Origin of the sequence: Sulfitobacter faviae (assembly GCF_029870955.1) — a bacterium.
GTDB classification, from domain to species: domain Bacteria; phylum Pseudomonadota; class Alphaproteobacteria; order Rhodobacterales; family Rhodobacteraceae; genus Sulfitobacter; species Sulfitobacter faviae.
Map to the genome: position 1 here is coordinate 2,659,127 of NZ_PGFQ01000001.1, position 24,667 is coordinate 2,683,793.

Consider the following 24,667-nt stretch of genomic DNA (forward strand, 5'->3'; position numbering starts at 1 on the left):
ATGGAATGACAGTGATCAATAGGGGGCATGATGGAATTGCTAAATTGGGACGCCTCAGAACTGTCTGAGGCACTGGCCGCGCGAAAGATCTCCGCGGTCGAGTTGATGCAGGCGACATTGGCCCGGATCGAGGCGGTGAACGGCAGGGTGAATGCCGTCGTCTCCCTCCGCGACAGCGACGCTTTGCTGGCCGAGGCTGAGGCCGCCGACGCGGCCCCGCGCAAGGGCTGGCTGCACGGCATTCCCATGGCGATCAAGGATTTGGCGGATGCAGAGGGGCTGCCCACCTCGCAGGGCTCGCCGCTGTTCGGCGCGGCCCCGGCCACGCGGGATCACCCGGCGGTCGCGCGGCTTCGCGCCGCCGGTGCGATTGTGTTCGGCAAGACCAACACCCCGGAATTCGGCCTTGGCAGCCATACGTTCAACCCGGTGCATGGGGCGACCTGCAACCCCTATGACCTTGGCCGCTCGGCTGGCGGCTCCTCTGGCGGCGCGGCGGCGGCGCTGGCGGCGCGGATGGTGGCCGTGGCCGATGGCTCCGACATGATGGGCTCCCTGCGCAATCCGGCGGGGTGGAACAACGTCTACGGCATGCGGCCCAGCTGGGGCACGGTGCCTTCGGGCAATGACGGCGATCTGTTTCTGCACCAGCTTTCGACCTTAGGCCCGATGGCGCGCAGCCCGCGCGACCTTGCCGCCCTGCTGGACGTGATGACGGGCTATGATCCGCGCGAACCGCTGACCCGCACCACCCCCGATGCAGCACCGCAGATCGACGCGGCGCTGGCCCCCCAGCGGATCGGCTGGCTGGGCGACTGGGGCGGTGCCTTTCCCTGTGCGCCGGGGATCATCGACCATAGCGAAGCGGCGCTGAAGCGCTTGGCCGACCTTGGCCATACGGTCACGCCCTTGGCGGCACCCTTTGATGCGGAGGCCATGTGGGAAAGCTGGATCACCCTGCGGTCCTTTGCCGTGGCGGCGTCTCTCGGGGCGATCTATGACGACCCCGCTCGGCGCGAGGGCTGAAACCTGCCGCGCAGTGGGAGGTCGCGCGGGGGCAGGGGTTCTCGGCCACCGATATCCAACGCGCCAGTAGCATCCGCTCCGATTGGTTCCGGGCGGCGGATGCTCTTTTTGAGGACGTCGATGTGCTGGTGCTGCCCTCGGCGCAGGTCTGGCCCTTTGCGGTCGAACAGGTGCACCCGACTGAGATCGACGGCCAGCCGTTGGACACCTATCACCGTTGGATGCAGGTGGTAGTCCCGGCCAGCCTGATCGGCCTGCCGGTGGTCAACATCCCCGCGGGTTTTGATGCGCGCGGTCTGCCCTTGGGGCTGCAACTGATCGGCAGGCGCGGCAGGGACGCGCGTCTGTTGCAATTGGCCCAAGGTTGGCATGAGGCGACGGGCTATCCGCAGGCGCAGCCGCCCCAGCTTTAGCGGGGCTCAGTTAAACGGCGCGTCGGGCTGAAGCAGGCGGCGGTGGTAGGGCATCAGCGCGTCGATGTCGGTGAACCCCGCCTGCCGCGCGGCGGGCAGCACGGTTTTGGGGTCTCTGCCGATATACTCATAGGTCAGCCGGGTCACCCGCGTGCCCGCGGCGCTTTCGGGGGCGGTGCGGGTGACGTACCCAACCCAAAAGTTGTTCTCGAACGAGGCGACGCGGTTGAGGTAGTTGAACGATCCCGTCAGCGTCCGGCGCCGGGACACGACGATGGAAACGCCATTCTCTTGCCGTGAGACGATGCCGCGATATTCCCGCGCCATCGGGTTGGTCGGCAGCTCTTGTGCGCGCAGCGATGGCGCGCTCTCATAGCCGCGCAGGAAGGTGTTGCTGCCATGGCGCGTGATAAAAACCACGCCGGTCACGAACCTGTCCTGATCCAGAAAAGACCGCCGCGCGAAACGGTAAAAACCGCTTGGGAAATCCGCCTCGGGCACGTTCTGAACCCCGGTGCCCAAAAAGTCGCGCAGGAAGCTGTTGTTGATCGGATCTTGGTTCAGGGAAATCTCGGTCACGGGCTCCAGCAGCACCCGCGCGTCGATCTCGAAAAAGCGGCAGATCCGGGCCAGCACATCGGGCCGGGGGAAGCTTTCGCCCGAGAGGTAGCGGTTGAACTGCGTGCGATTGATGCCAAGCTGCCGGGCAAGGTCAGAGATCGAGGGGTAATCCGCTGCCAACTGGCGCAGATTGGCGCCGAACATGCTACGAAGTTCAGAGGGGGAGCGGTTGGGAGCGGACATGCAGCCTCGTTCTGATTTACGTCGCGGCCTTAGAATAAAAGCCGTTATGGCCAGATGGTTAATAGACTGACGCGAAGGCGCGTCAAAGCTGACGCTGATTTGTAGCTGACCCTACTGGAACCGACACAAAATGCAAGCGGACGTTGCATTTTAACCTATGTTGCACCCCTTTCGATTGTCGCAGAATGGAGAACAAACATCGAAAGCGGGGTGTACTATGATTGGTGTAGTTCTGTGGAGCGATAATAGCGCCGGAAAAGCAGTTTTCTGGTGCGAAGATCAAGGCGATCTTGCCTATTACGAAGAGCCGGCGATCCGTGTCGGGCAGGGGCGGGGTTTGACACGGGTGATATGGTGCAGTTCGACGTCTCAGTGCATCGCAAGCTGCGTATCGCAGACAACCCCCGGCTGGTTCAGGAGAAAGCGGCTTCGCATCTGCCCGAGGCGCTGCGTCACGATAGCCCTTTGGCGGCAGAGTCGGAGACAGAGGGAAAGCGCCAGCAAGGCGCCCAGATCATTCCCTTTACCGCCAAGCCCGGACCGCGCCAATTCCGCGCGGCCCAACTGAAAGCCTAAACGCCCCGCGTGTCAGACACCACGGGCGAGGGCGGCCACGCCCGTGCGGGCGACATCAGCCAGCCCCAGCGGGCGCATCAACTCGGCGAAAGCGTCAATTTTGTCCGGCGCGCCAGTGATCTCGAACACAAAGCTTTCGAGCGTGCTGTCGACCACATTGGCGCGGAAGATATCCGCCAGCCGCAATGCTTCGACCCGATGCTCGCCCTTGCCGACGACTTTGAAAATCGCCAGTTCCCGTTCCACGCTCGGCCCTTCGACGGTGAGGTCATGCACCTCATGCACCGGCACGATGCGACCAACCTGCGCCTTGATCTGCTCGATCACCTGCGGCGTGCCGCTGGTGACGATGGTGATGCGCGACAGATGCCCGGTGTGGTCCACCTCGGCCACAGTCAGACTGTCGATGTTATACCCCGGCCCGAGAACAGGCCAATCACCCGCGCCAGCGCGCCGGGCTCGTTCTCGACCAGCACGGCCAGCGTGTGTTTTTCAACCACATCCGAGAAGTTGGGCCGTAGGTTATAGGCGGAATGCGAGGTCGCACCTTTTTTGATTTTTAGGGCAGCCATGTCTTCGTCCTTCTTCATCTTCGCCGGAAATTTGAAAAATTTCCGGGACGTTTTCTTTTAAAGAAAACGGGTTACACCAACACCGAGCCTTTTGCGTCGATCACACCTTGGGTCTCATGATCACCCGGCAACAGCATTTCGTTATGCGCCTTGCCGCTTGGGATCATCGGGAAGCAGTTCTCATGCTTCTCGACCAGACAGTCAAAGATCACCGGCCCGTCGTGGTTGATCATCTCCATGATCGCATCATCAAGGTCATCCGGGTCCGAGCAGATGATCCCCTTGGCGCCAAAGGCTTCGGCCAGTTTGACGAAATCGGGCAGGGCTTCGGACCAGCTTTGCGAATAGCGCTCACCATGCAGCAGTTCCTGCCACTGGCGCACCATGCCGAGGCGTTCGTTGTTGAGGATGAACTGTTTCACCGGCAGGCCAAATTGCATCGCCGTGCCCATCTCTTGCATGTTCATCAGCCACGATGCTTCGCCCGCCACATTGATCACCAGCGCCTCGGGGTGGGCCATCTGCACGCCGATGGAGGCGGGGAAACCATAGCCCATGGTGCCAAGGCCGCCCGAGGTCATCCAGCGGTTCGGCTCCTCAAAGCCGAGGTATTGCGCGGCCCACATCTGGTGCTGGCCCACTTCGGTGGTGATATAGCGGTCGTGATCCTTGGTCAGCGCTTCAAGCCGTGCCAGCGCGTGCTGGGGTTTGATCACCTTGCCGGATTGGTTGAACTTGAGGCAGTCGATGCTGCGCCATTCTTCGATCTGCTGCCACCATTTCGCCACCGCCTCGCTATTGGTTTTGCGGCCGCGCGATTTCCAGACCTTCAGCAGGTCTTCGAGCACATGGGCCACATCGCCGACGATGGGGATGTCGATGCGGATCACCTTGTTGATCGACGAAGGGTCGATGTCGATATGCGCCTTGGTGGATTTTGGGCTGAAACTGTCGATCACGCCGGTGATCCGGTCATCGAACCGAGCGCCGATGTTGATCATCAGATCACAGTCATGCATTGCCATATTGGCCTCATAAAGCCCGTGCATCCCGAGCATCCCAAGCCATTTGTCACCCGACGCCGGGTAGGCGCCGAGGCCCATCAGGGTGGAGGTGATGGGAAAGCCGGTGGCATCAACCAATTCGCGCAGCAACTGGCTCGCCGCCGGGCCGGAGTTGATGACCCCGCCGCCGGTGTAGAAAATCGGACGCTTCGCCGTCTCCATCGCCGCGACCAGTTCGGTGATCTCGGCCATGTCGCCCTTGACCTGAGGCTGATAGCGCGAGGTCGAGGGTTTGGGGGACTCGTAGTGGCCGGTGGCGAATTGCACGTCCTTGGGGATGTCGATCAGCACCGGGCCAGGGCGGCCATGGGTGGCGACATGGAAGGCTTCGTGCAGGGTGGCGCCAAGGGTGTCGGTCTCTTTCACCAGCCAGTTGTGCTTGGTGCAGGGGCGGGTGATGCCCACGGTGTCGGCCTCTTGAAAGGCGTCCGAGCCGATCATGAAGGTCGGCACCTGACCGGTCAGCACCACCAGCGGAATGGAGTCGAGCAGCGCATCCGTAAGGCCCGTGACCGCATTCGTGGCCCCGGGGCCGGAGGTGACCAGCACAACACCCGGCTTCCCGGTGGAACGGGCATAGCCTTCGGCGGCGTGGACCGCCCCTTGCTCATGGCGCACCAGAACGTGCTTGATCGAATTCTGCTGAAAGACCTCGTCATAGATCGGTAGCACCGCGCCACCGGGATATCCAAAGACGGTGTCCACACCCTGGTCAATCAGGGCTTGGACGATCATTTTCGCTCCGGTCATCTGGCGTTTCATCTTGGGTGCTCCGTAAGGCAGGTTATTGCGATTGGCATAAAAAAACCCCCGGTCTGACGGGGGCGCATGGGAAGGATTATGGTCTACCGTTACCGGCCCATGCGCGTGTGTCTTACAATAATGACTAGGTCGGTCATCTTAAGGGTCCTCTAAGCGTGGCGTGAGATTAGGAGGGGGAAAGAGGGGCGTCAACAGCGAAATGGCGAAAATCTTGTGCGTCGGGCGGGATTATTTGTAGGTTTATTTCGCATCCCGCCTCATATACGTTATTTTTGGAAAGATTTAACCGGCGCGGCGTACTTTCCTGCATTTCCGGCGCGGTATCGCACACAAGAAAACGGGCAGCCCAAGGGGCCGCCCGGTAATAATGCCAAAATCAATAGGTTTCCTCAGCGCGGGCTGACATCCGGCAGGGTGATATTGGCCACCTGTTCGGCGATGGGATCGTTGCTGAGCGGATGCCGGTCGGGCACGAAACCCTCAGGATCGCGCATCTTTTGCCACTGCCCGCCTATATAGACCTCTAGCCCCGAGAATTTGGCCTTATATCCCATCTTCTGGCTGCCGGGCACCCAATAGCCAAGATAGACATAAGGCAGCCCCGCCGCGCGGGCGATTTCGATATGGTCGAGGATGATGTAATTGCCCAGCCCGTTGCGGGGCCGGTCGGGGGTGTAGAAGGAATAGACCATGCTCACCCCGTCGCTCAGCACATCGGTCAGGCAGACGCCGACGAGTGCATTGTCGGCCTCGGGGTCGGTATACTCGATCACCCGGCTGCGGATCGGGGTTTCCTCGATCATGGCAGCGAATTCGAACACGTCCATATCCGCCATGCCCCCATCCGCGTGGCGGCTGTCGAGGTAGCTGCGGAAGAGATCATATTGCTCTTCCGTGGCCCAAGGCGATGTCGCGCGGCGCTCAAGGCCTGCGTTGCGCTTCAGGATGCGGCGCTGGCTTTTGCTGGGGCGAAAGGCGGCCACGTCGATCCGCGCGGAAAGACAAGCGGCGCAATCGGCGCAGGAGGGGCGGTACAGAACATTCTGTGAGCGGCGGAAGCCTTGGCTCGACAGGCTGTCATTCAGGCGAGCGGCATTATCGCCCTGAAGGGCGGTGAACAGCTTGCGCTCCATCCGGCCCTCTAGATAGGGGCAGGGTTGCGGCGCTGTGACATAGAATTGCGGTGTCAAAGGCAGTGTATGTCGCATGGGCTTCCAGCATTTATCGGGGGATGCTATCAACCACCCCCGCTCCGCCAAGGGCAAATTTGCCTGCGTCCCTAGCGGCTGAGCCGCCGGTTCACCGGCACGGTGCCAAGCGCCATGTCCGTAAGGCTTTGACGGCGGGCCGTGGTGCAGATGAGAACGGCCGAGACGACCTGAATGATGGTGACCGTCATCGACAGCGAATAGCCGATGGTATGCAAAAGCGCGGTCATGAAATCAAAGGGCCGGTCGCGATGGTCGCGCAGCTCCATCGCCATCAGGCGCATCCCCCAAGTGGCCGAGCCGCTGGTCAGCGTGGCCACCCGGTAGGCAAAGCCCACCACCAGCGTCAGGAAGGGGAAAAAGAACAGCCCCGTAAAGGCCGTGAACGGCAAGATCAGCACGCAAAAGAGCAGGACAAGGGTCACATCGATGACCCAAGCCAGCAGCCGTTTGCCAGCGATGCCGTCATAGAATTGCGGGTGTAGGTCAGGGTCTGGGGTCTGGGTCATGTCTTGTCCTGCGAAAGGCCCCCCGGCGCGCGGGCCGGGAGGCGGGGGTCAGGGTGCGATCAGGCGTTTGTGGCCGTCTCGTCCCGCTTGGCGCGTTCGTCCATGAATTGGTCGAACTCGGCCTTGTCCTTGGCCTCACGCAGACGCTCAAGGAAGGCTTCGAAGTTGTCCTGCTCTTCCTCCAAACGGCGCAGCGTGTCGGCCTTATAGGCGTCAAAGGCGCGGTTGCCGGTGCTGCGCGACATCATCGCGCGGCTGGATTTGCGGTTGCAGGATTTCGAAGAGAACATGCGTTTGCTCCAAGTCATATAGGCAAGAAGGGCGAGGCCGAGGGGCCAAAAGAAGATGAAGCCGAGCACCATGGCGGCGATCCATGCACCTTTGCCGCGTGCGTCCATCCAGGCTTCTGTCCGGGCCAGCCAGCTGGGGCGGGGGGAGTAGGTCGGGTCGGTGGTCACTGTCGTCATTGTTGAGCCTTTCGGTCGTGACGGGCCTGTCGCCGGCCCGGGCGTTTCGGATAATGTGAATGTCTTTCACATTGAATAGATCGGAACGCCGAACCCGTTTCGCAAGGGGCTATGTGAATGTTTTTTACATTATTTAGGAAGCGACAGTGAAATCAGCGACTTGCGCGCCCGAAAGCTGCGCCATTTTCTGTGGTTCAAGACTGAAAACGTGATGCGGTGTGCCCGCAGCGGCCCAGACCAGCGGGAATTGCAGCAGATTGCGGTCAAACCAAGCGCGCGGCGGTGTGATATGCCCCAAAGGCGCAACGCCGCCGATGGCAAAGCCGGTCTGCGCCCGGATCAGCGCGGCATCGGCCTTGCCCAAAGGCTCTCCCGCCAGCGCCGCGGCCTGTTCGAGATCGACCTGCTGCGCGCCCGCGGTGATGAAGAGCAGCGCCGCCCCGCTGTTTTCACCGCGCAGAACGATTGATTTCGCGATCTGGTCAACCGCGCAATCAAGCGCCGTGGCCGCATCCACAGCCGTCCGTGCCAAAGCCGTCTCGCGGATTTCCGGTGTCACCCCTGCGGCCTCCAGCGTGGCGCGGACCCGTTTCAAACTTTTGCTCATCTTCTTTCCTTTGCTAGACGGCAAAGTCGTAGCAAGCCCGCGTCCTGCCGCAACCCCCATTGACGCCGCTTGGATCAGCCCGCAAAGCTGGCGCCATGACAGACCCATCTCTCGCCGCCCGGATCACCCGTTCCCCCGTGTCTATCACCGCGAACGCGCGCAGGATGCGGCGGCGCTGCTGCCCGATCTCGCGCCGGAGTTGCGCGAAATGATCTCGGCTGCGGCCTCGACCGCGCCCTATCTGATGGCGCTTTTGGAGAAAGAGGCGGGCTGGCTGAGCGCGGCGGTGGCCAATCCCGAAGCCGCTCTGGCCGAGAATTGCGCGGCAGCGGCCGAACTGGCCCCCGACCGGCTTGCCGATGGGCTGCGGCAGGGCAAGCGGCGTATGGCGTTGCTGACCGCGTTGGCCGATCTGGGCGGGGCATGGTCGCTGGAGGAGGTGACAGGTGCGCTGACGGATTACGCCGATGCCGCCTGCGGCGCGGCCCTGCGCGCGGGGCTGGCGGCACAGATCAAACGCGGCAAGCTGCCGGGCATGACGATGGACGATCTTTCCGATTGCGCCGGCATGGTCGTCTTTGCCATGGGCAAGATGGGCGCGGGGGAGCTGAACTATTCCTCCGACATCGACCTGATCTGCCTTTTCGACGAAAGCCGTTTTGCGCCGGATGATTTCCACACCGCCCGCAGCGCCTTCGTCAAAGCCACGCGTGCCATGTCTGCCACGCTGAGCGAGAATACTGCCCAAGGCTATGTCTTCCGCACCGACCTACGCCTGCGCCCCGACCCGGCGGTCACCCCCGTCTGCATCGCGATGGAGGCGGCGGAACGCTACTACGAAAGCCTTGGCCGTACGTGGGAGCGCGCGGCCTATATCAAGGCCCGCCCGGCAGTGGGCGACATCGCGGCAGGCGAGGCGTTTTTGCAAGCGCTGCGCCCTTTCGTCTGGCGCCGCCATCTGGATTTCGCCGCGATCCAAGACGCCCACGACATGCGGCTGGCGATCCGTGAGCACAAGGGCTTGGGCGGCCCAATCACCCTGCCGGGCCATGACATGAAACTGGGCCGGGGCGGCATCCGCGAGATCGAGTTTTTCACCCAGACCCGGCAGCTCATCGCCGGGGGCCGGGATGCGGACCTGCGGCCCCGCGGGACGCTGGCAGGTTTGCAGGTGCTGGCCGACAAAGGTTGGGTGCCCGAGGAGGTGGCCGAGACGCTTGGCAACCACTACCGCGCGCATCGCACGGTCGAGCACCGGTTGCAGATGGTGCAAGACGCCCAGACCCACACGCTGCCCCGCAATGACGCAGACTTTGATCGGCTGGCGGCCATGATGGATATGGATGTCAAAGACTTACAGGCCGATCTTCATGAACGTCTGCAAGCCGTACACGACCTGATCGAAAGCTTTTTCGCCGCCACGAGGGAAGAGCCCGAAGCCGCCCGCCCGGCGCATCAATTCGACACGTCGGTGCTGGACCGTTGGCCCAGTTATCCCGCGCTGCGCTCGGAACGGGGGGCGGATATTTTCGGGCGGTTGAAGCCACTGCTGCTCGACCGTCTGGCGCAATCCGCCAAGCCGGACGAGGGGCTCTTGGCCTTTGACGGATTTCTCGCCGGGTTGCCCGCCGGGGTGCAGCTCTTCTCGCTTTTGCGGGCCAATCCGCAACTGGGCGATCTCTTGGTGGATATCGTTGCCACATCGCCCGCGCTGGCCACGCATCTGTCGCGCAACTCCGGCGTTTTCGACGCGGTGATCGGCGGGGATTTCTTTTCGGACTGGCCGGGGCAGACCAAGCTGACCGAGATGCTGGCGCAGCATCTGGCGGGGGAGGCGGATTATGAATTGCGCCTTGACGGCACCCGCCGTTGGGCGCGCGAATGGCATTTTCGGATCGGCGTGCATCTGCTGCGCGGGCTGATCGACGCGGCCACCGCCGGGCGGCAATATGCCGAGCTTGCCCAAGCCGTCTTGCAGGCGCTTTGGCCCGTGGTCGTCGATCAATTCGCCACCCGCCATGGCCCGCCGCCGGGGCGCGGGGCGGTGATCCTTGGCATGGGCTCGCTCGGGGCCGGGCGGCTCACGCCGACTTCGGACCTCGATATGCTGGTGATCTATGACGCCGATGGGGTGGAGAGTTCCGATGGCCCCAAACCCCTCGCCACGCGCAGCTATTATGCGCGGCTGACCCAAGCGATGATCACCGCGATGACCGCGCCGATGGCCCAAGGCAAGCTTTACGACATCGACATGCGCCTGCGCCCTTCGGGCAATCAGGGGCCGGTGGCGATCAGCCTTGCCAGTTTCGAGAGCTATCAGAAAGAGCAAGCATGGGTGTGGGAGCATCTGGCCCTTACCCGTGCCCGGGTAATCGCGGGGGCAGAGGATCTGGGCCGCGATGTTGACGCGCTGTGCAAAGACATCCTCAGCCGTGCCGCCCCGCGTGACAAGGTGCTGGGAGAGGTGGCTGATATGCGCCGCCGCATCGCCGCCGCCCGCAGCCCCGCAGGCGCGCTCGACGCCAAGACCGGCGCGGGACGATTGCAGGATATTGAACTTTTCGCGCAGGCGGGGGCGCTCATCGGCGGCACTGGCGCGCGTGAGATCGACGCAGGCCTTGCCGCCGCCCGCGACGAAGGGATGATCGACACCGAAGGGGAGGCGACCCTCTCCGCCGCCTATACCGACGCTTGGACCCTGAACTGCGCCGCGCGGCTGCTCTCGGCCAATCCGATTGAGGTGGGGGCGATGGGGCAGGCGGGGGCGAGTTTCCTCTGCCGGGTGCTGGAATGTGACGACCTTTCTGCCCTGGAAAGCAAGATGCAGACCGACTACGACAGCGCCGCGCAGATCATCAACGCGGCGCTGCCAGTGCCGGGGCGGGAGGGCGCATGAGCGATCCCGATGACCCCAAGGGCCTGATCCGCGAATCCTACCGCATGGAGGGGATCGGGCCCGCCGAATGCCGCAGCATCTTCCTCGATTGGGCCCTGAGCTTGCCCGAAGGGCAGGACAGCGCCGCCGCCATCACCCGATTGCTGGAACGGCACCGCGCCGCCGCCGATCACCCGATGACCCAAGTGCTGCGCGAGGGGCAGACGACGCTGACCACCCCGCGCCGTCGGGGCGGCTGGCGGGGCAGGGCGCGCAACTGACCGCCGATCGGGGCTCGCGAAACCTCTTTCCCCAGCCGCGCGAACGCAGTACGAGGGGCGCTATGACAACGCCCCAAACCCCCTCCGCCCCGCAGCCTGCCACACGTCCCGTGGTGCGCCTATTGCCCAAGGCCAACGCCCGCGCCATCCGCCACGGCTTTCCTTGGGTCTACGCCAATGAACTGGTCACCGACCGCCGCACGCGCGGGCTCGCCCCCGGCACGCTGGCGCTGTTGGAGGATGCCGAGCGCAAGCCCATGGGGCTGGTCGCGGTCAATTCGAATTCCAAGATCATTGCCCGGATGATCGACCAAGACGCTGAGGCGCAGATCGATCAGGCGTGGTTCGAAGCCCGCCTAAATCGCGCCCTTCAACTGCGCAGCCAGCTTTACGATCAGCCCTATTACCGCCTGATCCATGCCGAGGCCGATGGCCTGCCGGGTGTCATCATCGACCGTTTTGGCGATACCTGCGTGATCCAACCCAATGCTGCTTGGGCCGACGCGCTGATTGAGCCGCTCGTCGCCGCGCTGCAATCCGTGACGGGCGTGCACAACGTGCTGAAAAACGCCTCTGGCCGGACCCGCAAGCTCGAAGGGCTCGACGATGCCTCTTCCACGCTGGCGGGCGAAGTGCCCGAGGGGCCGCTGCCGGTGCCGATGAATGGCGCGACCTATATGGCCGACCTCACCGGCGGGCAGAAAACCGGCCTGTTCTACGACCAACGCCCGAACCACGCCTTTGCCGCTAACCTCGCGCGGAATGGCGCACGGGTGCTCGATGTCTTCTCCCACGTCGGCGGCTTCTCCCTCGCAGCACTTGCGGGCGGCGCATCCTCGGCGCTGGCGGTGGACGGCTCCGCCCCCGCGCTGGAACTGGCCGAGGCCGGGGCCACGGCGATGGGCATGCAAGACCGTTTCGCCACCCGCCAAGGCGATGCTTTCGATGTGCTCACCGCCCTGCGGGACGAGGGCGAGACTTTCGACGTGGTGATCTGCGACCCGCCCGCCTTTGCCCCCTCGCGCCAAGCGGTCGACGCAGGGCTGCGTGCCTATGAGCGTGTCGCGCGGCTCTCGGCGCAGCTGGTGGCAGAGAATGGCATTCTGGGGCTCTGCTCCTGCTCACATGCCGCTGATCTGAACCAATTCCGCACCGCCTCCGTCCGCGGCATCGGTCGGGCCGGACGCCGCGCCATGCTGCTGCACACCGGTTTCGCCGGGGCGGACCACCCGCAACTGCCGCAGCTTGCGGAAAGCGGCTACCTCAAATCGCTGTTCTTCCGCCTGTGATGGAAACGCGCCCCCGCGTGCTGATCGACACTTGCGTGCTTTACCCCACGGTGATGCGCGAAATGGTGCTCGGCGTGGCCGCAGGGGGCGCGTTCGAGCCGATTTGGTCGGCGCGTATCTTAGAGGAATGGGCCCGCGCGGCAGTCAAACTTGGCCCCGCGGGCGAAGCGCAGGCGCGGGCCGAGATCGCGCTGTTGCGTGGCAATTGGCCGGGGGCCGAGCGCGAGGCTTCCCCCGGTCTGCAAGCGCGGCTCTGGCTGCCGGATGCCAATGACATCCATGTGCTGGCCGTCGCCGTGGCCAGCAGCGCCGATATGATCCTGACGCTGAACGCTAAGGACTTCCCGCGCCAAATCCTCGCCGAAGAGGGGCTGAGCCGGGCCGATCCCGACAGCTACCTGCATGGCATCTGGCAGGCGACGCCGGAGATGGTCGCCCCCGTGGCAGCAGCCGTCCTGCAAGAGGCGCGGCGGCTTTCGGGGGAGCCATGGGAGATGCGGGCGCTGCTGAAAAAGGCGCGGCTGCCTCGGCTGGCAAAGGCTTTGGGTTAGGTCAGCCGTCCCACCGCAACTGCATTTGCCGCAGCTTGTCGATCCGCTCTTCCGTTTTTGGATGGCTCAACAACCACGCGGGCGGACGGTTGCCGCCGGATTGGCTGAGCGCGTCGAGCTTTTCAAACAGGGAGATTTGCGGGCCAATGCCGATCCCGGCCTTGGTGAGCAGGGCGGCGGCATAGGCGTCGGCCTCATATTCGTCATTGCGCGACAGCCTAGCGGCAAGCAGGCTGGTTAGCCCGCTGGCGATCCAGACGCCGATGCCGGGAATGAGCCGCCCCAGCACCATCGCAAGGGCCGTGCGCAGGGCGTTCTGGCCCGAGAAATCAATCATCCGGCGGCGCGAATGGCCAAGGGCGACATGGCCCAATTCATGCGCGATAACGCTTGCCAATTCTTCAGCCGTTACGGCACCTTGGCGGAATTTGTTGTAGAAACCGCGGGTAATGAAAATCCGCCCATCGGGGGCGGCCAGCCCGTTGACGGGTTCGATCTCATAAAGATGCACTTTGATGCGCGGCAGGTCGAGCGCGCGGGCCATGCGGTTGCTGATCTCGTTCAACTTCGGATCGACCAGCGGCGTCGATTTTGCATCCAACTCCCGCGCCGTGCGCCAAGCCGAGAAACGGTACATCGCCAGCGCATAGAGGACGGCGAGAAGGATGGGGATAACGCGGATCATGCGCCCAATATGGGGAGCGGGGGGACCGGGGGCAAGCGGCCATGGCCTGCGCCCCGGTGGTATTCTTGGCGATCAGACGAGTTTCGCGTCCACCGTGATCTCTGCCGTCAGCAGCTTAGAGATCGGGCAGTTCTCCTTGGCGGTTTTCGCGGCCTTGTCGAAGTCCTCTTGGCTCGCGCCGGGAATGCTGGCCTCAACCGTCAGATGCACCTTGGGCACATGAAAGCCGCCGTCTTTCTCTTCCAGATGAACCTCGGCTTTGGTCTCGATACTGTCGGGCGTCAGGTCGCTTTGCCCAAGGATCATCGACAGGGCCATGGAAAAGCAGGAGGCATGGGCCGCACCGATCAACTCTTCGGGGTTGGTGCCTTGCTTGCCCTCGAAACGGGTGTTGAAACCATAGGGCTGGTCGGACAGCACGCCGCTTTCGGTCGAGACATGGCCATTGCCCTCTTTGAGCGAGCCTTCCCATTTCGCGCTGCCGGATTTGATGATCGGGGACATTCTATTTCCTTCCACATTGCTTGCCTTCGCCCCCTGAGGTGGCGCGGCGCGGCAGGCTGTCAAGGAAGGGGTTAGCGCGTCATGGTCTTGATGCCCCGGCTCAACCCTTCGAGCGTCATGGGCACCATGGCCTCGGGGCCGAAAATCTCTTGGATCATCGCGATGGATTGGGTGTAGCCCCACTGCCGTTCGGGGACGGGATTGATCCACAGGTGGTTTGGCCATTGGTCGCGTGCGCGTGCCAGCCAAGTCGCCCCGGCCTCGGCGTTCCAATGTTCATTCGCGCCGCCCGGATAGGCGATCTCATAGGGTGACATGCTGGCGTCGCCCACGAAAATGCATTTGTAGTCAGACCCATAGCTGCGCAGCACCTCATGGGTGGGGATCTGCGCATCCCAACGGCGGCGGTTGTCGCGCCACACGCCTTCGTAGAGGCAGTTGTGGAAGTAGAAATGTTCGAGATGTTTGAATTCGCCCTTTGCGGCGCTGAAGAGTTCCTCGACCACTTTCACATGCGGATCCATCGAACCGCCGATGTCGAGAAACAGCAGCACTTTCACCGCGTTGCGCCGCTCGGGCCGGGTTTTAACGTCGAGATAGCCATGTTCCGCCGTGGCGCGGATCGTGCCGTTGAGGTCAAACTCCTCTGCCGCGCCATCGCGCGCCCAACGGCGCAGGCGTTTCAGTGCCAGTTTGATATTGCGGGTGCCGATCTCGACATTGTCGTCTAGGTTGCGGAATTCGCGCTTGTCCCAGACCTTGACCGCGCGTTGGTGGCGGCTTTCCTTCTGGCCGATCCGCACGCCCTCGGGATTGTAGCCATAGGCGCCGAAGGGCGAGGTGCCCGCCGTGCCGACCCATTTGGAGCCGCCCTGATGCCGGCCCTTCTGCTCTTCCAGCCGCTTTTTCAGCGTCTCCATCAGCTTGTCGAAGCCGCCCATGGCTTCGATCTCGGCCTTTTCTTCTTCGCTCAGGTGCTTTTCGGCCATCTTGCGCAACCAGTCTTCGGGCAGGTCCACGGCGTCGAGCACATCGTCGAGGCTGATCTTCTCCAACCCTTTGAAGGCGGCGGCGAAAGCGCGGTCGAACTTGTCGATGTTGCGCTCATCTTTGACCATCGACACGCGGGCGAGGTAGTAAAACGCCTCAACGTCATAGGTCGCAAGCCCCGCTTTCATACCTTCGAGAAAGGCCAGAAACTCCCGCAGGGAGACCGGAACATTGTGGCGGCGCAGCTGATCGAAGAAGGGCAGAAACATCAGACGCTCAATGCGCGGTCCAGCAGAACCGTGGCGATCATGCCGACGATGAGAAAGGCCATGCCATAGCCCGCGGCATATTGCGCGATGTCCTTGCGGTTCCCGCCGCGTTTGCGTGCGGTCAGCCCGCCGATAATCGCGCCGATCAATGCCAATCCGAGTGCTATCATAACCTATTGCCCGTTTGTTTCGCGGGCCTATCCATTGCGCGGGTTCAGGCTTGCGATCTCGCGCAGCTTGGCCCGCACGGCCCAGTCAGGGCCAAAGCCGTATCGCGCCCAGCCGATGCTGTCCAGCCTGACGCGGCGCGCCTCAATGCCGCGGCCTTCGATCTCCAGCGCTTCGGCTTTGAGCAGCATGAGCGTGGCCAGAAGGGCGGCGTTTTCGCTGGCTTCGGCCACGGGCAGATGCGGCGCGATCAAGGCCAGCGCGCCTGCGCCGTCGCCGATGGTCACCGCATAGCCTGCCCGCTGGGTGGCGACATAGGCGCGGTGCAGCGTGGTGCCGGGGGTGCGGGCATAGAGGGCGTCAGCCGTTTGGTAATGCGCCTGTGCGGCGGCGGGTTCGGTCATCTGGATGACCCGGCCCATGGCGTAATGCGAAAAGGCGTGGCGGTTGTCCTGCCAGCCCTGCGTCTCGGCAATGCGCAGCGCGTCACGGGCGGCCTTCAGCCGGGCGTTGCGGCCCACGTCGCGGCCAAGGGCCGTTTGGATCGCGCGGCTCCAGACCTGCGGCGTGGCGCGGGCGGGGCGGGGGGCGACGGTGCCGCCTGCGGGGTTCACCCGGGCCAGAATGCCCGGCAGACGGGCGGCGACCTCTTCGCGGTTCATGCCCGAGCGCAGCGCGGGATCATAATAGATGCGCAGCACCAGCATGTCGAAACCGGTCAGCACCGTATGTACATTGTCGTCGTTAAAGACCGAATCCGGCAGGCGGTAGAGATCGTTCAGCGGCCCAAGCGCTTGGGCCAGTTCCTCATGCAGACAGTCGCGGCTTTCTTGCGGACTCACGTCATTGGGCAGAAAAATCGCCAGCTTGCGCCGTTCGGTCAGGCGGGTCCAATCGGTGGCGGGCGAGCGCCGCGTGCGGCGGTATTCCTCAAGCGTGCTGACGTTTGGCACCACGAAACAGGCCGCCTGCGGCAAGAGCCGCCGGATTTGGGCGCGCTGCACCGCTTGAATGGTGATGCTGGCCTCTCCGCCCGTGACCTCACGCAGTTCGATCCCGGCCTCGCGGCGCAGACGGGCCAGCAGACGCGCAAGGTCCGGCCCCAACGTGGCGGGCGGCTGGCCCAGCACGTGCAGGGTGATCGGCCCCTCGAAACGGGTCAGAACGGGCAGGGCGCGGCCACTTTCCATCCGGAAGGACAGGTCGAGGAAATCCTCCGCCAGCGCGGCATTCGACACATGCGGCTGAGCGGGGCGGGCTTGGGTGAACTGTTTCATCGGGGGCAGGGTGCTGTCGGCGATGACCGCGCGGGTTGCCACCTCGGAATGCGAGGCGGGCACGCAGGCGTTCAGCAGCAGCATCAGCGGCAGGATCAGCCGCGCCTTCACGCTGCGTCTCATGCGCCGGGGCATCATACGCGGGGGCCTCTCTGCTTCCCTGCGTGGGCTGCTCTATCCCAATATGCGCGTGGCGCGGTTGCTGAGTGTCCTTGCATCTGCCTGCCCCATCGGTCGTTTGAACCCGGGTCTTTGCGCCCGTGATTGACCTCAGCCTAGGCAGGCGAAAAATCAAAAGCGAGGAAAATACCCGCTTTTGACGTAAAGTCGCATTTGTGTTGCCGCCCTACCGCTGGCGACGCGCCATAAAGGCCAGCCGCTCAAACAGATGCACGTCCTGCTCGTTCTTCAGCAGCGCGCCATGCAGCTTGGGCAGGGCGTTGGGACCGTCCTTGGCCAGATCTTCGGCGTCCATATCCTCGGCCAGCAGCAGTTTCAGCCAGTCCAACACCTCGGAGGTTGAGGGCTTCTTCTTCAGCCCCTGCTGTTCGCGGATCTCGTAGAACTGCGTCAGCGCGGTGGTCAGAAGCTGTTGCTTGATGCCCGGATGGTGCACTTCGACGATCTGTTTCAGCGTCTCCATGTCGGGAAATTGGATGTAGTGAAAGAAACAGCGGCGCAGGAAGGCGTCGGGCAGTTCCTTTTCGTTGTTCGAGGTGATGATGACGATGGGGCGCTGGCCCGCGCGGATCGTCTCGCCCGTCTCGTAGACGAAGAATTCCATCTTATCGAGTTCCTGCAACAGATCGTTGGGAAACTCGATGTCGGCCTTGTCGATCTCGTCGATCAAGAGCACGACCTTCTCATCCGCCTCGAAAGCCTGCCAGAGCTTGCCCTTGCGGATGTAGTTCTTCACGTCATGCACACGCTCATCGCCCAACTGGCTGTCGCGCAGGCGGTTCACGGCGTCATATTCGTAAAGTCCCTGTTGCGCCCGGGTGGTCGATTTGATGTTCCATTCGATCATCCGCAGGCCCAACGCGTCGCTCACCTGCCGCGCAAGCTCGGTCTTGCCGGTGCCCGGCTCGCCCTTCACCAGCAAAGGCCGCTCCAGCGTCACCGCCGCATTGACGGCAATTTTCAGGTCCTCGGTGGCGACGTAGTCTTTGGTGCCTTGGAATTTCATCTTGTTTTCAACCTCGTGTGACGGGCGCTTGATCCTTGGCCTTTAACCAAAAATCAAAGGGATTGTGTAGTGACAATTGTTACCCGCTCAGATAGACGCTGCGGCAGGGGACGATGTCGGGAGACAGGCCTTTTTAATGTCTGAATTGAAAAACGCCGGGGAAAAACAAATGAAGCAGGAAATCTTCCTGCCGGACGACTATCGTCCGGCCGAGGACGAGCCATTCATGAATGACCGTCAGCTTGAGTACTTTCGGCGCAAGCTGATCAACTGGAAAGCGGAACTGTTGGCAGGCAGCCGCGACACCATCGAAACACTGCAAGACGGCACCCGGAACATCCCGGATGTGACCGACCGCGCCTCGGAAGAGACTGACCGCGCCTTGGAACTGCGCACCCGGGATCGGGCGCGTAAACTGGTCGGCAAGATCGACGCGGCGCTGCGGCGGATCGACGAGGGAGAGTTCGGTTACTGCATGGTCACCGGCGATCCGATCTCGCTCAAACGGCTGGATGCACGGCCCATCGCCACCATGACCCTTGAGGCGCAAGAGCGTCACGAGCGGCGCGAGAAAGTCCACCGCGACGACTGACATCACCTGAAACACCACACGCCGGGGCAAATGCTTCGGCGTTTGTGGTTGGGGCGCGAATGAAACCTTCCAATGCGATTGTCGTGGGCGGCGGGATCGGCGGGCTGGCGCTGGCCACAGCGCTGGCGCGGCGTGGCGTGGCCGTGACCCTGTTGGAACAGGCCGCGCGCTTTTCCGAGATCGGTGCCGGGCTTCAGATCAGCCCCAATGGCCTCGCCGTCCTACGCGGGCTGGGGCTTGAGCGCGGGCTGGCGGCGCGCGGTGCGGTGCGCGGGCAGGCGGTACGGCTTTGCGACTATGCCAAGGGCGGCCAAGTGGCGCGGCTGGATCTGACCCGCCTGCCGCAGGACCAGCGTTATTACTTTCTCCACCGTGCCGATCTGATCGACCTTCTGCGCGAGGCCGCACAGCGGGCCAATGTCAGTTTCGAGACCGATGCGCAGGTCGCCTCCATCCATCCCGGCGCGCTGCCGCAGGTGCAGATGGCCCGCGGCGGGCGGCGGCGGGCAGAGCTGGTAGTGGCTGCCGATGGCATCCATTCGGTCGGGCGGGTGCAGTTGAACGGGGCGGATCAGGCCCGTTTTTCGGGGCAGGTCGCATGGCGGGCGCTTATTCCCAACGTGGTCGATCATCCGCCCGAGGCGCGGGTCACCATGGGGCCGGGGAAACATCTTGTCAGCTACCCGGTGCGCGAGGGGCGCATGGTCAACCTCGTGGCCGTGGAAGAGCGTGAAGATTGGGCCGCCGAAGGCTGGCACCATCGCGACGATCCCGCCAACCTGCGCCGCGCCTTTGCCGGTTTCGGGGCACAGGCCGCGCAGATGTTGGAGGCGGTGGAGGAGGTCACCCTCTGGGGGCTGCACCACCACCCCGTTGCCGCCAATTGGCAGGCCGATGGCGTCGCGCTTTTGGGCGACGCGGCCCATCCGACACTGCCCTTTCTGGCGCAGGGCGCCAATATGGCGTTGGAGGATGCATGGGTTTTGGCAGATTGCCTAAGCCGCCATCCGCGCGACGCGGCGCTCACCGCCTATCAGGCCGCGCGTATCGACCGAGCACGGCGCATCGTGAAAACTTCCGAAGGCAATGCCACCCGCTATCACCTGCGCTCAGGTCCGATCCGCTTTGCCGCCCATACCGGCCTGCGCATCGCCTCAACGCTGGCCCCCGGCGCGATGCTGCGGGCCTTCGATTGGCTCTACGCCCATGACGTGACGAAAGGGTAGAGGCCGCCGTTTAACGACGGCGGCCCCGAACACTCAGCCCGCGCGTTGCAGCATGCCAAACAGGTCGCGCGGATCATCCGGATCGGCCAGCAGGTCGAGCGGTTGGAACAGCCCGGTCTCAGCAATTTGGTCGCGGACATAGCGCAGGGCCGAGAAATCCTCGATCGCGAAGCCCACGGAATCAAACAGCGTGATCTGTTGCGCATCGCGGCGGCCCTCTGCCTGACCGGTCAGCACCTGCCAAATCTCGGTCACCGGATGGTCAGGCTCAAGCTGCTGGATTTCGCCCTCGATGCGGGTCTGCTCGGGGTATTCCACGAAGATCCCCGAGCGGTGCAGGATCGCGGGCGCGAGTTCCGTTTTGCCCGGACAGTCGCCGCCGATCGCGTTGATATGCACGCCGGAGCCGACCATATTGTCGGTCAGGATCGTGGCATATTGCTTGTCCGCGGTGCAGGTGGTGATGATCTGCGCGCCCATGATCGCGTCTTCGGCGGTGTCGCATTCCACGACCTTCAGCCCCGAGCCCGCCAGATTGCGCGCGCATTTCGCGGTCGCCGCGCGGTCGATGTCGTAAAGCCGCACCTCGTCCACGCCGCAGATCGCCTTCATGGCAAGGCTCTGGAACTCGGACTGCGCGCCGTTGCCGATCATCGCCATGACACGGCTGCCCTTGGGCGCCAGCAGCCGCGCCACCACCGCCGAGGTCGCCGCCGTGCGCAGCGCGGTAAGGATCGTCATCTCGGTCAGCAGCACCGGGTAGCCGTTGGCCACATTGGCCAAAAGGCCGAATGCAGTGACGGTCTGAAAGCCGGTCTTGGTGTTGTCGGGATGGCCGTTGACGTATTTGAAGCCGTAGACGTCGCCGTCGGAGGTCGGCATCAACTCGATCACGCCCTTCTCGGAGTGGCTCGCCACGCGCGGGGTCTTGTCGAAAAGCTCCCAACGTTTGAAATCGGCTTCGATGTAGTCGGCCAGCCCGCGCAGCATCTCTTCGACGCCAACATGGTGGATCAGCTTCATCATCTGGTCGACGGAAACGAAGGGCACCAGCGCCTTGTCGGAGGGTTTGAGGTTGGTCATCTTGGGGTCTCCAATCAATATGCGCGTGTGGGGCGGTCAAAGACGCGGCGGCCAAAGGCCGAGGCGGTGAGGTCGACCATCAGCTGCGCGGTGCGGCCGCGTTCATCGAGGAAGGGGTTCAGCTCCACCAGATCGAGCGAGGTCATCAGCCCGCTGTCCGAGAGCATCTCCATCACCAGATGGCCCTCGCGCACGGTGGCACCGCCCGGCACGGTGGTGCCCACGGCGGGCGCGACGGAAGGGTCGAGGAAATCGACGTCGAGCGAGACATGCAGCATGCCGCCCGCGGCCTCGACCTTGTCGAGGAAACGCTGCAGCGGCTTGGCGATGCCGCTCTCGTCGATCTCGCGCATGTCGACGTAGGTGACGGTGGTTTCCTGCAGCGCGGCGCGTTCGGCGGCATCGACGGAGCGCAGCCCGATCATGGCGATATTGTCATGGGGCAGGGGGCTGTCGATCTTCGGAAAGCCGTCAAACCCCTCGCGCCCAGTGACATAGCCCAAAGGCGTGCCGTGCAGATTGCCGCTGTCGCTGGTCTGGGGCGTGTGGAAATCCGTATGCGCATCGAGCCAGAGCACGAAGAGCGGGCGGCCTGCCTTTTCGGCGTGGCGCATCGCGCCCAGCACGGTGCCAAGGGCCAGCGCATGGTCGCCGCCCATGAAAATCGGCAGCCCGTCGTCCATCGCCGCATCGGCGGCGGCGGCGAGGCTCTCGGTCCAGGCGATGGTCTCTTCTAGCGCGTGCAGCTTCTCATGCTCTTTGGCGTGAAAGGGGGCAGGGGCCACATTGCCGCGGTCGGTCACGCTATGGCCGAGGTCACGTAGCGCGCGCTCCAGCCCCGCGGTGCGATAGGCGTCCGGCCCCATCAGGCAGCCGCGACGGCGTTTGCCGCTGTCCAGCGGAACGCCCAGCAAAATACAGTTCTGTTGGTTCGACATGGGGGACTCCTGAGATGTTTGATCTCAGATAATCCGCGCATCTGTCGAACGACAAGCCGTCAAACTGTCCGTTTCGGGGGTGTTTTTGACAAAATGTAAGGTTGCCTGTCCGGTTTGTCGGGTTCTCGTGTTTCAGGTCGCCTTCCGCGCGGCGGCGACCCAAAGGCCGACCAGGATGAAAGAGAAAATCGCGTTCCACCCGGCCATCGACAGGCCCAGAAACTGCCAGACGATCTCATCGCACATGACCAAGCCACTCGGGCCTTCGGTCGACAGCAGCGACCCGCCATCGAGGCTGCCCAAATCCATGCCGCCGCCGGTGCAGGAGCTTGGCCCCGGCCACCAGCCCCATTCCACACCGGCATGAAAGACGCCGATCAGCGCGGTCACCGCCGCCGCCAAGGCGCCGAGCCAGGCCATCACGCGCGGCCCGCCGAGCAGCACGATTGCCCCGATCAGCACCGCCGCCGCATGGGGCCAGCGCTGCCAAAGGCACATCTGACAGGGCGCGTAGCCGCCCAGATGTTGAAACCCGAAAGCTCCCAGCAACAGCGCGGCCGAACCGAGCGTCGCCAGCGAAGTCAATGTCTTACCCGTCATAGAACCTTCACCACCATGAAGCCGCCGATCAGCAGGGCGACGGCCAATGTGAACATCAAACCCAAGCGTCGTTCAATGAAGTCTCGGATCGGTGCGCCAAAGCGCCACAGCAGCCCCGCCACGACAAAGAACCGCAGCCCGCGGGCGAGGATCGAGGTCATGATAAAGGTACCAAGCGGCATACCCGTCCAGCCCGACATGATCGTGATGACCTTGTAAGGGAAGGGGGTGACTCCGGCGACCAGCACCGCCCAAAAGCCCATGTCATTGAACCGGGTCGAGAATTCCGCCATCGCATCGGACTTGCCCAGACTTGCAAGGATCGGCTGGCCAAGGTTCTCAAAGGCCAGCGCGCCGATGGCATAGCCCAAAAGCCCGCCCAAGACCGACGCGAGCAGCGCCACCCCGGCGATCAGCCAAGCGCGATTTGGCCGCGCGATGATCATCGGGATCATCAGGATGTCAGGAGGGATTGGAAAGAAGGAGCTTTCGACAAATGCGACAACGGCAAGCGCCCAGAGGGCATGGCGATGTTGGGCCAGGCCCAGGGTCCAGTCATAAAGGCGGCGGATCATTATCGGGGGCTCCGGCTGTTTTGAATGCCTCACCATGTCGCGCGTCCAAGGTCAAGCAACTGTGCGCGCGGCATGGGTGAAAATCCACTTGCTCCTGCCGCTTTTGCAGGCTACATCGCCCTACGTGCCCAAGTGGCGGAATGGTAGACGCAGGGGATTCAAAATCCCCCGCCGCAAGGCGTGCCGGTTCGAGTCCGGCCTTGGGTACCACCTTGTTTTCGCAAGGTTTTCCGCGAAAATCGAATCCCCATTAGAAAACCGATTTTCGCGCTGGTCACACACCTTGGTCACACTTTCTTGTTCCGGTCACGTTCCGTTCTTCGGTCACTTTCGAAGGTCTTGGGCGTCAATCGAGAGCTTCAATCGGTTCGCCCGCTTGCGGTAGTAGGCTACCATCTCGGCGCTCTGGTTTGTAACAGCCTGTATCTGCGCATCGCTGGCACCCGCCTCTGCGAGTTCGATGATCGCGAGCTTTCGTAGGCCATGCAGCGTAAAGGGCTTGGCCTTCGGTCCCAATGTATCACGCCATGCACGGAACGCCTTTTCGACGGCGTTGTAGCCGACTGGTTGGCGCAGGTTCTTGGCAATCACATGATCCCCACGGGGTGCTAGATTGGCGATGAAGTCGCGCAACCGTATAGGGCATCCTGTTTCAAAGAGCTCGCGGCTCTTTTCATCGAGGACGAACATGGTTCTGCCAGTGAATTGGTCGCGCTTCATGCCGATGGCGGCGTTCGGACGTTGGCCAGTTCCGAGAATGAGTTGGGCGGCAATCTGCACGTTCTCCGGTGCGGTATCGAGCTTGCCAATCATCCATGTAGGCCACGGCTCATATTCGCGAGCAGGTTTGTATGATCCGAGGTTTTTTGCTGGATTCGGGCCAAGCGGCCAATCAAGTTCGGTGGAAGCATAGTTCCACAGGATAGAGATGGTCTGGGCATACTTGCTGGCCTTGCGGGGCGTATCGGACATTTTTGCTAAAGCGGCCTTAAGCACCGGGCGCGTGATCCGCGCCATGGGCTTGTCGCCGTTCTTCTCAGCGATCCGATCCATGTCGCGGCGGTAGCTGGCTTTGGTGGATGCTGCGAGGTTCTGCTGAACGGTATGATCCGAACGCCATGCCTCGATGCACTCGCGCCAAGTCTGTTTGGCGGGCTGTTTCTGTGCTTCGCTGCGGCCTGACCGTAACTCCCAATAGAGAGCATCGAGGCGCTTGGCGTCGCCCTTCCAATCAATGAGGTAGAGCTTTTCGCGCCGCTTCCCGCACTCGGTCTTCGTGATTCGGTAGTAGGGCTCCCAAGCTTTCTTGTACGCACGCCAACGCCACACAAGTCGCGGCTTGGTGATGCGGGGCTTCGGGGCTTTCATAGCTCAAAATCCTCGTCGGGAAGGGCGGCGCTGTTGTTCAGTATGGCCTCGATGTCCTTCACGCGCCAGCGTTCGCGCCCGCCCAACTGGCATGGCGGGGGCAAGGCATCAGCTGCCACCAGCCGCCGAAACTCTGCCAAGGGCATATCCAGCATCTTTGCCGCAGTCGCTTCGCGCACAGCTAGGGGTAGGACTGGTGAGT

Annotated in this window: 25 protein-coding genes, 1 tRNA gene and 2 pseudogenes; 9 read left to right on the forward strand and 19 right to left on the reverse strand. The window is 63.1% G+C overall.

The features are described 5' to 3' along the window. The first annotated feature begins 30 nt into the window (after nt 1–30). Nucleotides 31–1,439, forward strand: a pseudogene (locus tag CUR85_RS13640) (amidase). 6 nt (nt 1,440–1,445) lie between these two features. Here the strand turns inward: CUR85_RS13640 and CUR85_RS13645 are convergent. Next, the gene (locus tag CUR85_RS13645) at nt 1,446–2,204 is read right to left on the reverse strand and encodes a helix-turn-helix domain-containing protein (RefSeq protein WP_067268658.1); all 759 of its coding nucleotides are present in this window, start codon (nt 2,202–2,204) and stop codon (nt 1,446–1,448) included. Nucleotides 2,205–2,594: 390 nt separating this feature from the next. Between CUR85_RS13645 and CUR85_RS13650 the strand changes: the two genes are divergently transcribed. Further along, entirely contained in the window at nt 2,595–2,819 is a 225-nt protein-coding gene (locus CUR85_RS13650; protein WP_280322694.1) for a hypothetical protein, read from the forward strand. 12 nt (nt 2,820–2,831) lie between these two features. Here CUR85_RS13650 and ilvN read toward each other — a convergent pair. The 6 genes and pseudogenes from ilvN to CUR85_RS13680 all read right to left on the reverse strand — a co-directional run bounded on the left by ilvN (nt 2,832) and on the right by CUR85_RS13680 (nt 8,008). Then, nucleotides 2,832–3,391 (reverse strand): annotated as a pseudogene (gene ilvN, locus CUR85_RS13655) (acetolactate synthase small subunit). 71 nt (nt 3,392–3,462) lie between these two features. After that, nucleotides 3,463–5,217: an acetolactate synthase 3 large subunit gene (locus CUR85_RS13660; RefSeq protein ID WP_067268663.1), complete on the reverse strand. Its 1,755-nt coding sequence runs from the start codon at nt 5,215–5,217 to the stop codon at nt 3,463–3,465. Nucleotides 5,218–5,606: 389 nt separating this feature from the next. Beyond that, a complete protein-coding gene (locus tag CUR85_RS13665; protein WP_067268665.1) occupies nt 5,607–6,425 on the reverse strand; it encodes an arginyltransferase in 819 nt (272 codons plus the stop codon). Between the two features lie 71 nt (nt 6,426–6,496). Then, on the reverse strand, nt 6,497–6,934 hold the full coding sequence (locus CUR85_RS13670) for an RDD family protein (RefSeq protein ID WP_067268666.1): 438 nt from the start codon (nt 6,932–6,934) through the stop codon (nt 6,497–6,499). 59 nt (nt 6,935–6,993) lie between these two features. Further along, on the reverse strand, nt 6,994–7,401 hold the full coding sequence (locus tag CUR85_RS13675) for a DUF2852 domain-containing protein (RefSeq protein ID WP_067268668.1): 408 nt from the start codon (nt 7,399–7,401) through the stop codon (nt 6,994–6,996). Nucleotides 7,402–7,534: 133 nt separating this feature from the next. After that, on the reverse strand, nt 7,535–8,008 hold the full coding sequence (locus CUR85_RS13680; RefSeq protein WP_067268669.1) for a YbaK/EbsC family protein: 474 nt from the start codon (nt 8,006–8,008) through the stop codon (nt 7,535–7,537). Between the two features lie 106 nt (nt 8,009–8,114). Between CUR85_RS13680 and CUR85_RS13685 the strand changes: the two genes are divergently transcribed. The 4 genes from CUR85_RS13685 to CUR85_RS13700 all read left to right on the forward strand — a co-directional run bounded on the left by CUR85_RS13685 (nt 8,115) and on the right by CUR85_RS13700 (nt 13,004). Then, nucleotides 8,115–10,904, forward strand: coding sequence for a [protein-PII] uridylyltransferase family protein (locus tag CUR85_RS13685; RefSeq protein ID WP_280322886.1), 2,790 nt, complete (start codon nt 8,115–8,117; stop codon nt 10,902–10,904). Next, the gene (locus tag CUR85_RS13690) at nt 10,901–11,164 is read left to right on the forward strand and encodes a hypothetical protein (protein ID WP_067268671.1); all 264 of its coding nucleotides are present in this window, start codon (nt 10,901–10,903) and stop codon (nt 11,162–11,164) included. Before CUR85_RS13685 ends, CUR85_RS13690 begins: the two co-directional genes overlap by 4 nt. 62 nt (nt 11,165–11,226) lie before the next feature. Next, the gene (locus CUR85_RS13695) at nt 11,227–12,453 is read left to right on the forward strand and encodes an RSP_2647 family RNA methyltransferase (protein ID WP_067268673.1); all 1,227 of its coding nucleotides are present in this window, start codon (nt 11,227–11,229) and stop codon (nt 12,451–12,453) included. After that, nucleotides 12,453–13,004: an RSP_2648 family PIN domain-containing protein gene (locus tag CUR85_RS13700; protein ID WP_067268675.1), complete on the forward strand. Its 552-nt coding sequence runs from the start codon at nt 12,453–12,455 to the stop codon at nt 13,002–13,004. The genes CUR85_RS13695 and CUR85_RS13700 overlap by 1 nt, the downstream gene beginning before the upstream one ends. 1 nt (nt 13,005) lies before the next feature. On the opposite strand, the gene CUR85_RS13705 is transcribed toward CUR85_RS13700, so the two are convergent. The 6 genes from CUR85_RS13705 to CUR85_RS13730 all read right to left on the reverse strand — a co-directional run bounded on the left by CUR85_RS13705 (nt 13,006) and on the right by CUR85_RS13730 (nt 18,083). Then, nucleotides 13,006–13,689, reverse strand: coding sequence for a M48 family metalloprotease (locus CUR85_RS13705; protein WP_067268677.1), 684 nt, complete (start codon nt 13,687–13,689; stop codon nt 13,006–13,008). A gap of 72 nt (nt 13,690–13,761) precedes the next feature. Then, nucleotides 13,762–14,193: an OsmC family protein gene (locus CUR85_RS13710; protein ID WP_067268678.1), complete on the reverse strand. Its 432-nt coding sequence runs from the start codon at nt 14,191–14,193 to the stop codon at nt 13,762–13,764. A 71-nt stretch (nt 14,194–14,264) separates the two neighbouring features. Beyond that, on the reverse strand, nt 14,265–15,452 hold the full coding sequence (locus CUR85_RS13715) for a vWA domain-containing protein (RefSeq protein WP_136720155.1): 1,188 nt from the start codon (nt 15,450–15,452) through the stop codon (nt 14,265–14,267). After that, nucleotides 15,452–15,622, reverse strand: a complete 171-nt coding sequence (locus CUR85_RS13720) for an apolipoprotein acyltransferase (protein WP_067262001.1) — start codon at nt 15,620–15,622, stop codon at nt 15,452–15,454. The genes CUR85_RS13715 and CUR85_RS13720 overlap by 1 nt, the downstream gene beginning before the upstream one ends. A gap of 27 nt (nt 15,623–15,649) precedes the next feature. Further along, entirely contained in the window at nt 15,650–17,020 is a 1,371-nt protein-coding gene (locus CUR85_RS13725; RefSeq protein WP_067262019.1) for a DUF2927 domain-containing protein, read from the reverse strand. Between the two features lie 223 nt (nt 17,021–17,243). Next, nucleotides 17,244–18,083: an AAA family ATPase gene (locus tag CUR85_RS13730; protein WP_067262003.1), complete on the reverse strand. Its 840-nt coding sequence runs from the start codon at nt 18,081–18,083 to the stop codon at nt 17,244–17,246. Between the two features lie 169 nt (nt 18,084–18,252). Between CUR85_RS13730 and dksA the strand changes: the two genes are divergently transcribed. Next, nucleotides 18,253–18,675 carry an RNA polymerase-binding protein DksA gene (gene dksA, locus CUR85_RS13735; protein ID WP_067262021.1) on the forward strand — a complete coding sequence of 141 codons (423 nt, stop codon included), beginning with the start codon at nt 18,253–18,255 and terminating at the stop codon, nt 18,673–18,675. 59 nt (nt 18,676–18,734) lie between these two features. Then, a complete protein-coding gene (locus CUR85_RS13740) occupies nt 18,735–19,901 on the forward strand; it encodes an FAD-dependent monooxygenase (RefSeq protein ID WP_067262005.1) in 1,167 nt (388 codons plus the stop codon). A gap of 33 nt (nt 19,902–19,934) precedes the next feature. Here the strand turns inward: CUR85_RS13740 and CUR85_RS13745 are convergent, their stop codons facing one another. From CUR85_RS13745 to CUR85_RS13760, 4 genes are all read right to left on the reverse strand, one after another. Continuing rightward, nucleotides 19,935–20,984, reverse strand: coding sequence for an ornithine cyclodeaminase (locus tag CUR85_RS13745; protein WP_067262008.1), 1,050 nt, complete (start codon nt 20,982–20,984; stop codon nt 19,935–19,937). A gap of 14 nt (nt 20,985–20,998) precedes the next feature. Continuing rightward, complete coding sequence (gene rocF, locus CUR85_RS13750) at nt 20,999–21,922, reverse strand: arginase (RefSeq protein ID WP_067262009.1); 924 nt, start codon at nt 21,920–21,922, stop codon at nt 20,999–21,001. Between the two features lie 132 nt (nt 21,923–22,054). After that, nucleotides 22,055–22,522, reverse strand: a complete 468-nt coding sequence (locus CUR85_RS13755) for a disulfide bond formation protein B (protein WP_067262011.1) — start codon at nt 22,520–22,522, stop codon at nt 22,055–22,057. Next, nucleotides 22,519–23,097 (reverse strand): YqaA family protein, encoded by a 579-nt coding sequence (locus tag CUR85_RS13760; RefSeq protein ID WP_067262013.1) that lies wholly within the window; start codon nt 23,095–23,097, stop codon nt 22,519–22,521. The genes CUR85_RS13755 and CUR85_RS13760 overlap by 4 nt, the downstream gene beginning before the upstream one ends. Nucleotides 23,098–23,223: 126 nt before the next feature. Here CUR85_RS13760 and CUR85_RS13765 point away from each other — a divergent pair. Next, nucleotides 23,224–23,307 (forward strand) — tRNA-Leu (locus CUR85_RS13765). A 114-nt stretch (nt 23,308–23,421) separates the two neighbouring features. Here the strand turns inward: CUR85_RS13765 and CUR85_RS13770 are convergent. After that, on the reverse strand, nt 23,422–24,465 hold the full coding sequence (locus CUR85_RS13770; protein WP_280322695.1) for a tyrosine-type recombinase/integrase: 1,044 nt from the start codon (nt 24,463–24,465) through the stop codon (nt 23,422–23,424). Next, nucleotides 24,462–24,644: a helix-turn-helix transcriptional regulator gene (locus tag CUR85_RS13775; protein WP_280322696.1), complete on the reverse strand. Its 183-nt coding sequence runs from the start codon at nt 24,642–24,644 to the stop codon at nt 24,462–24,464. The genes CUR85_RS13770 and CUR85_RS13775 overlap by 4 nt, the downstream gene beginning before the upstream one ends. Nucleotides 24,645–24,667 lie beyond the last annotated feature (23 nt).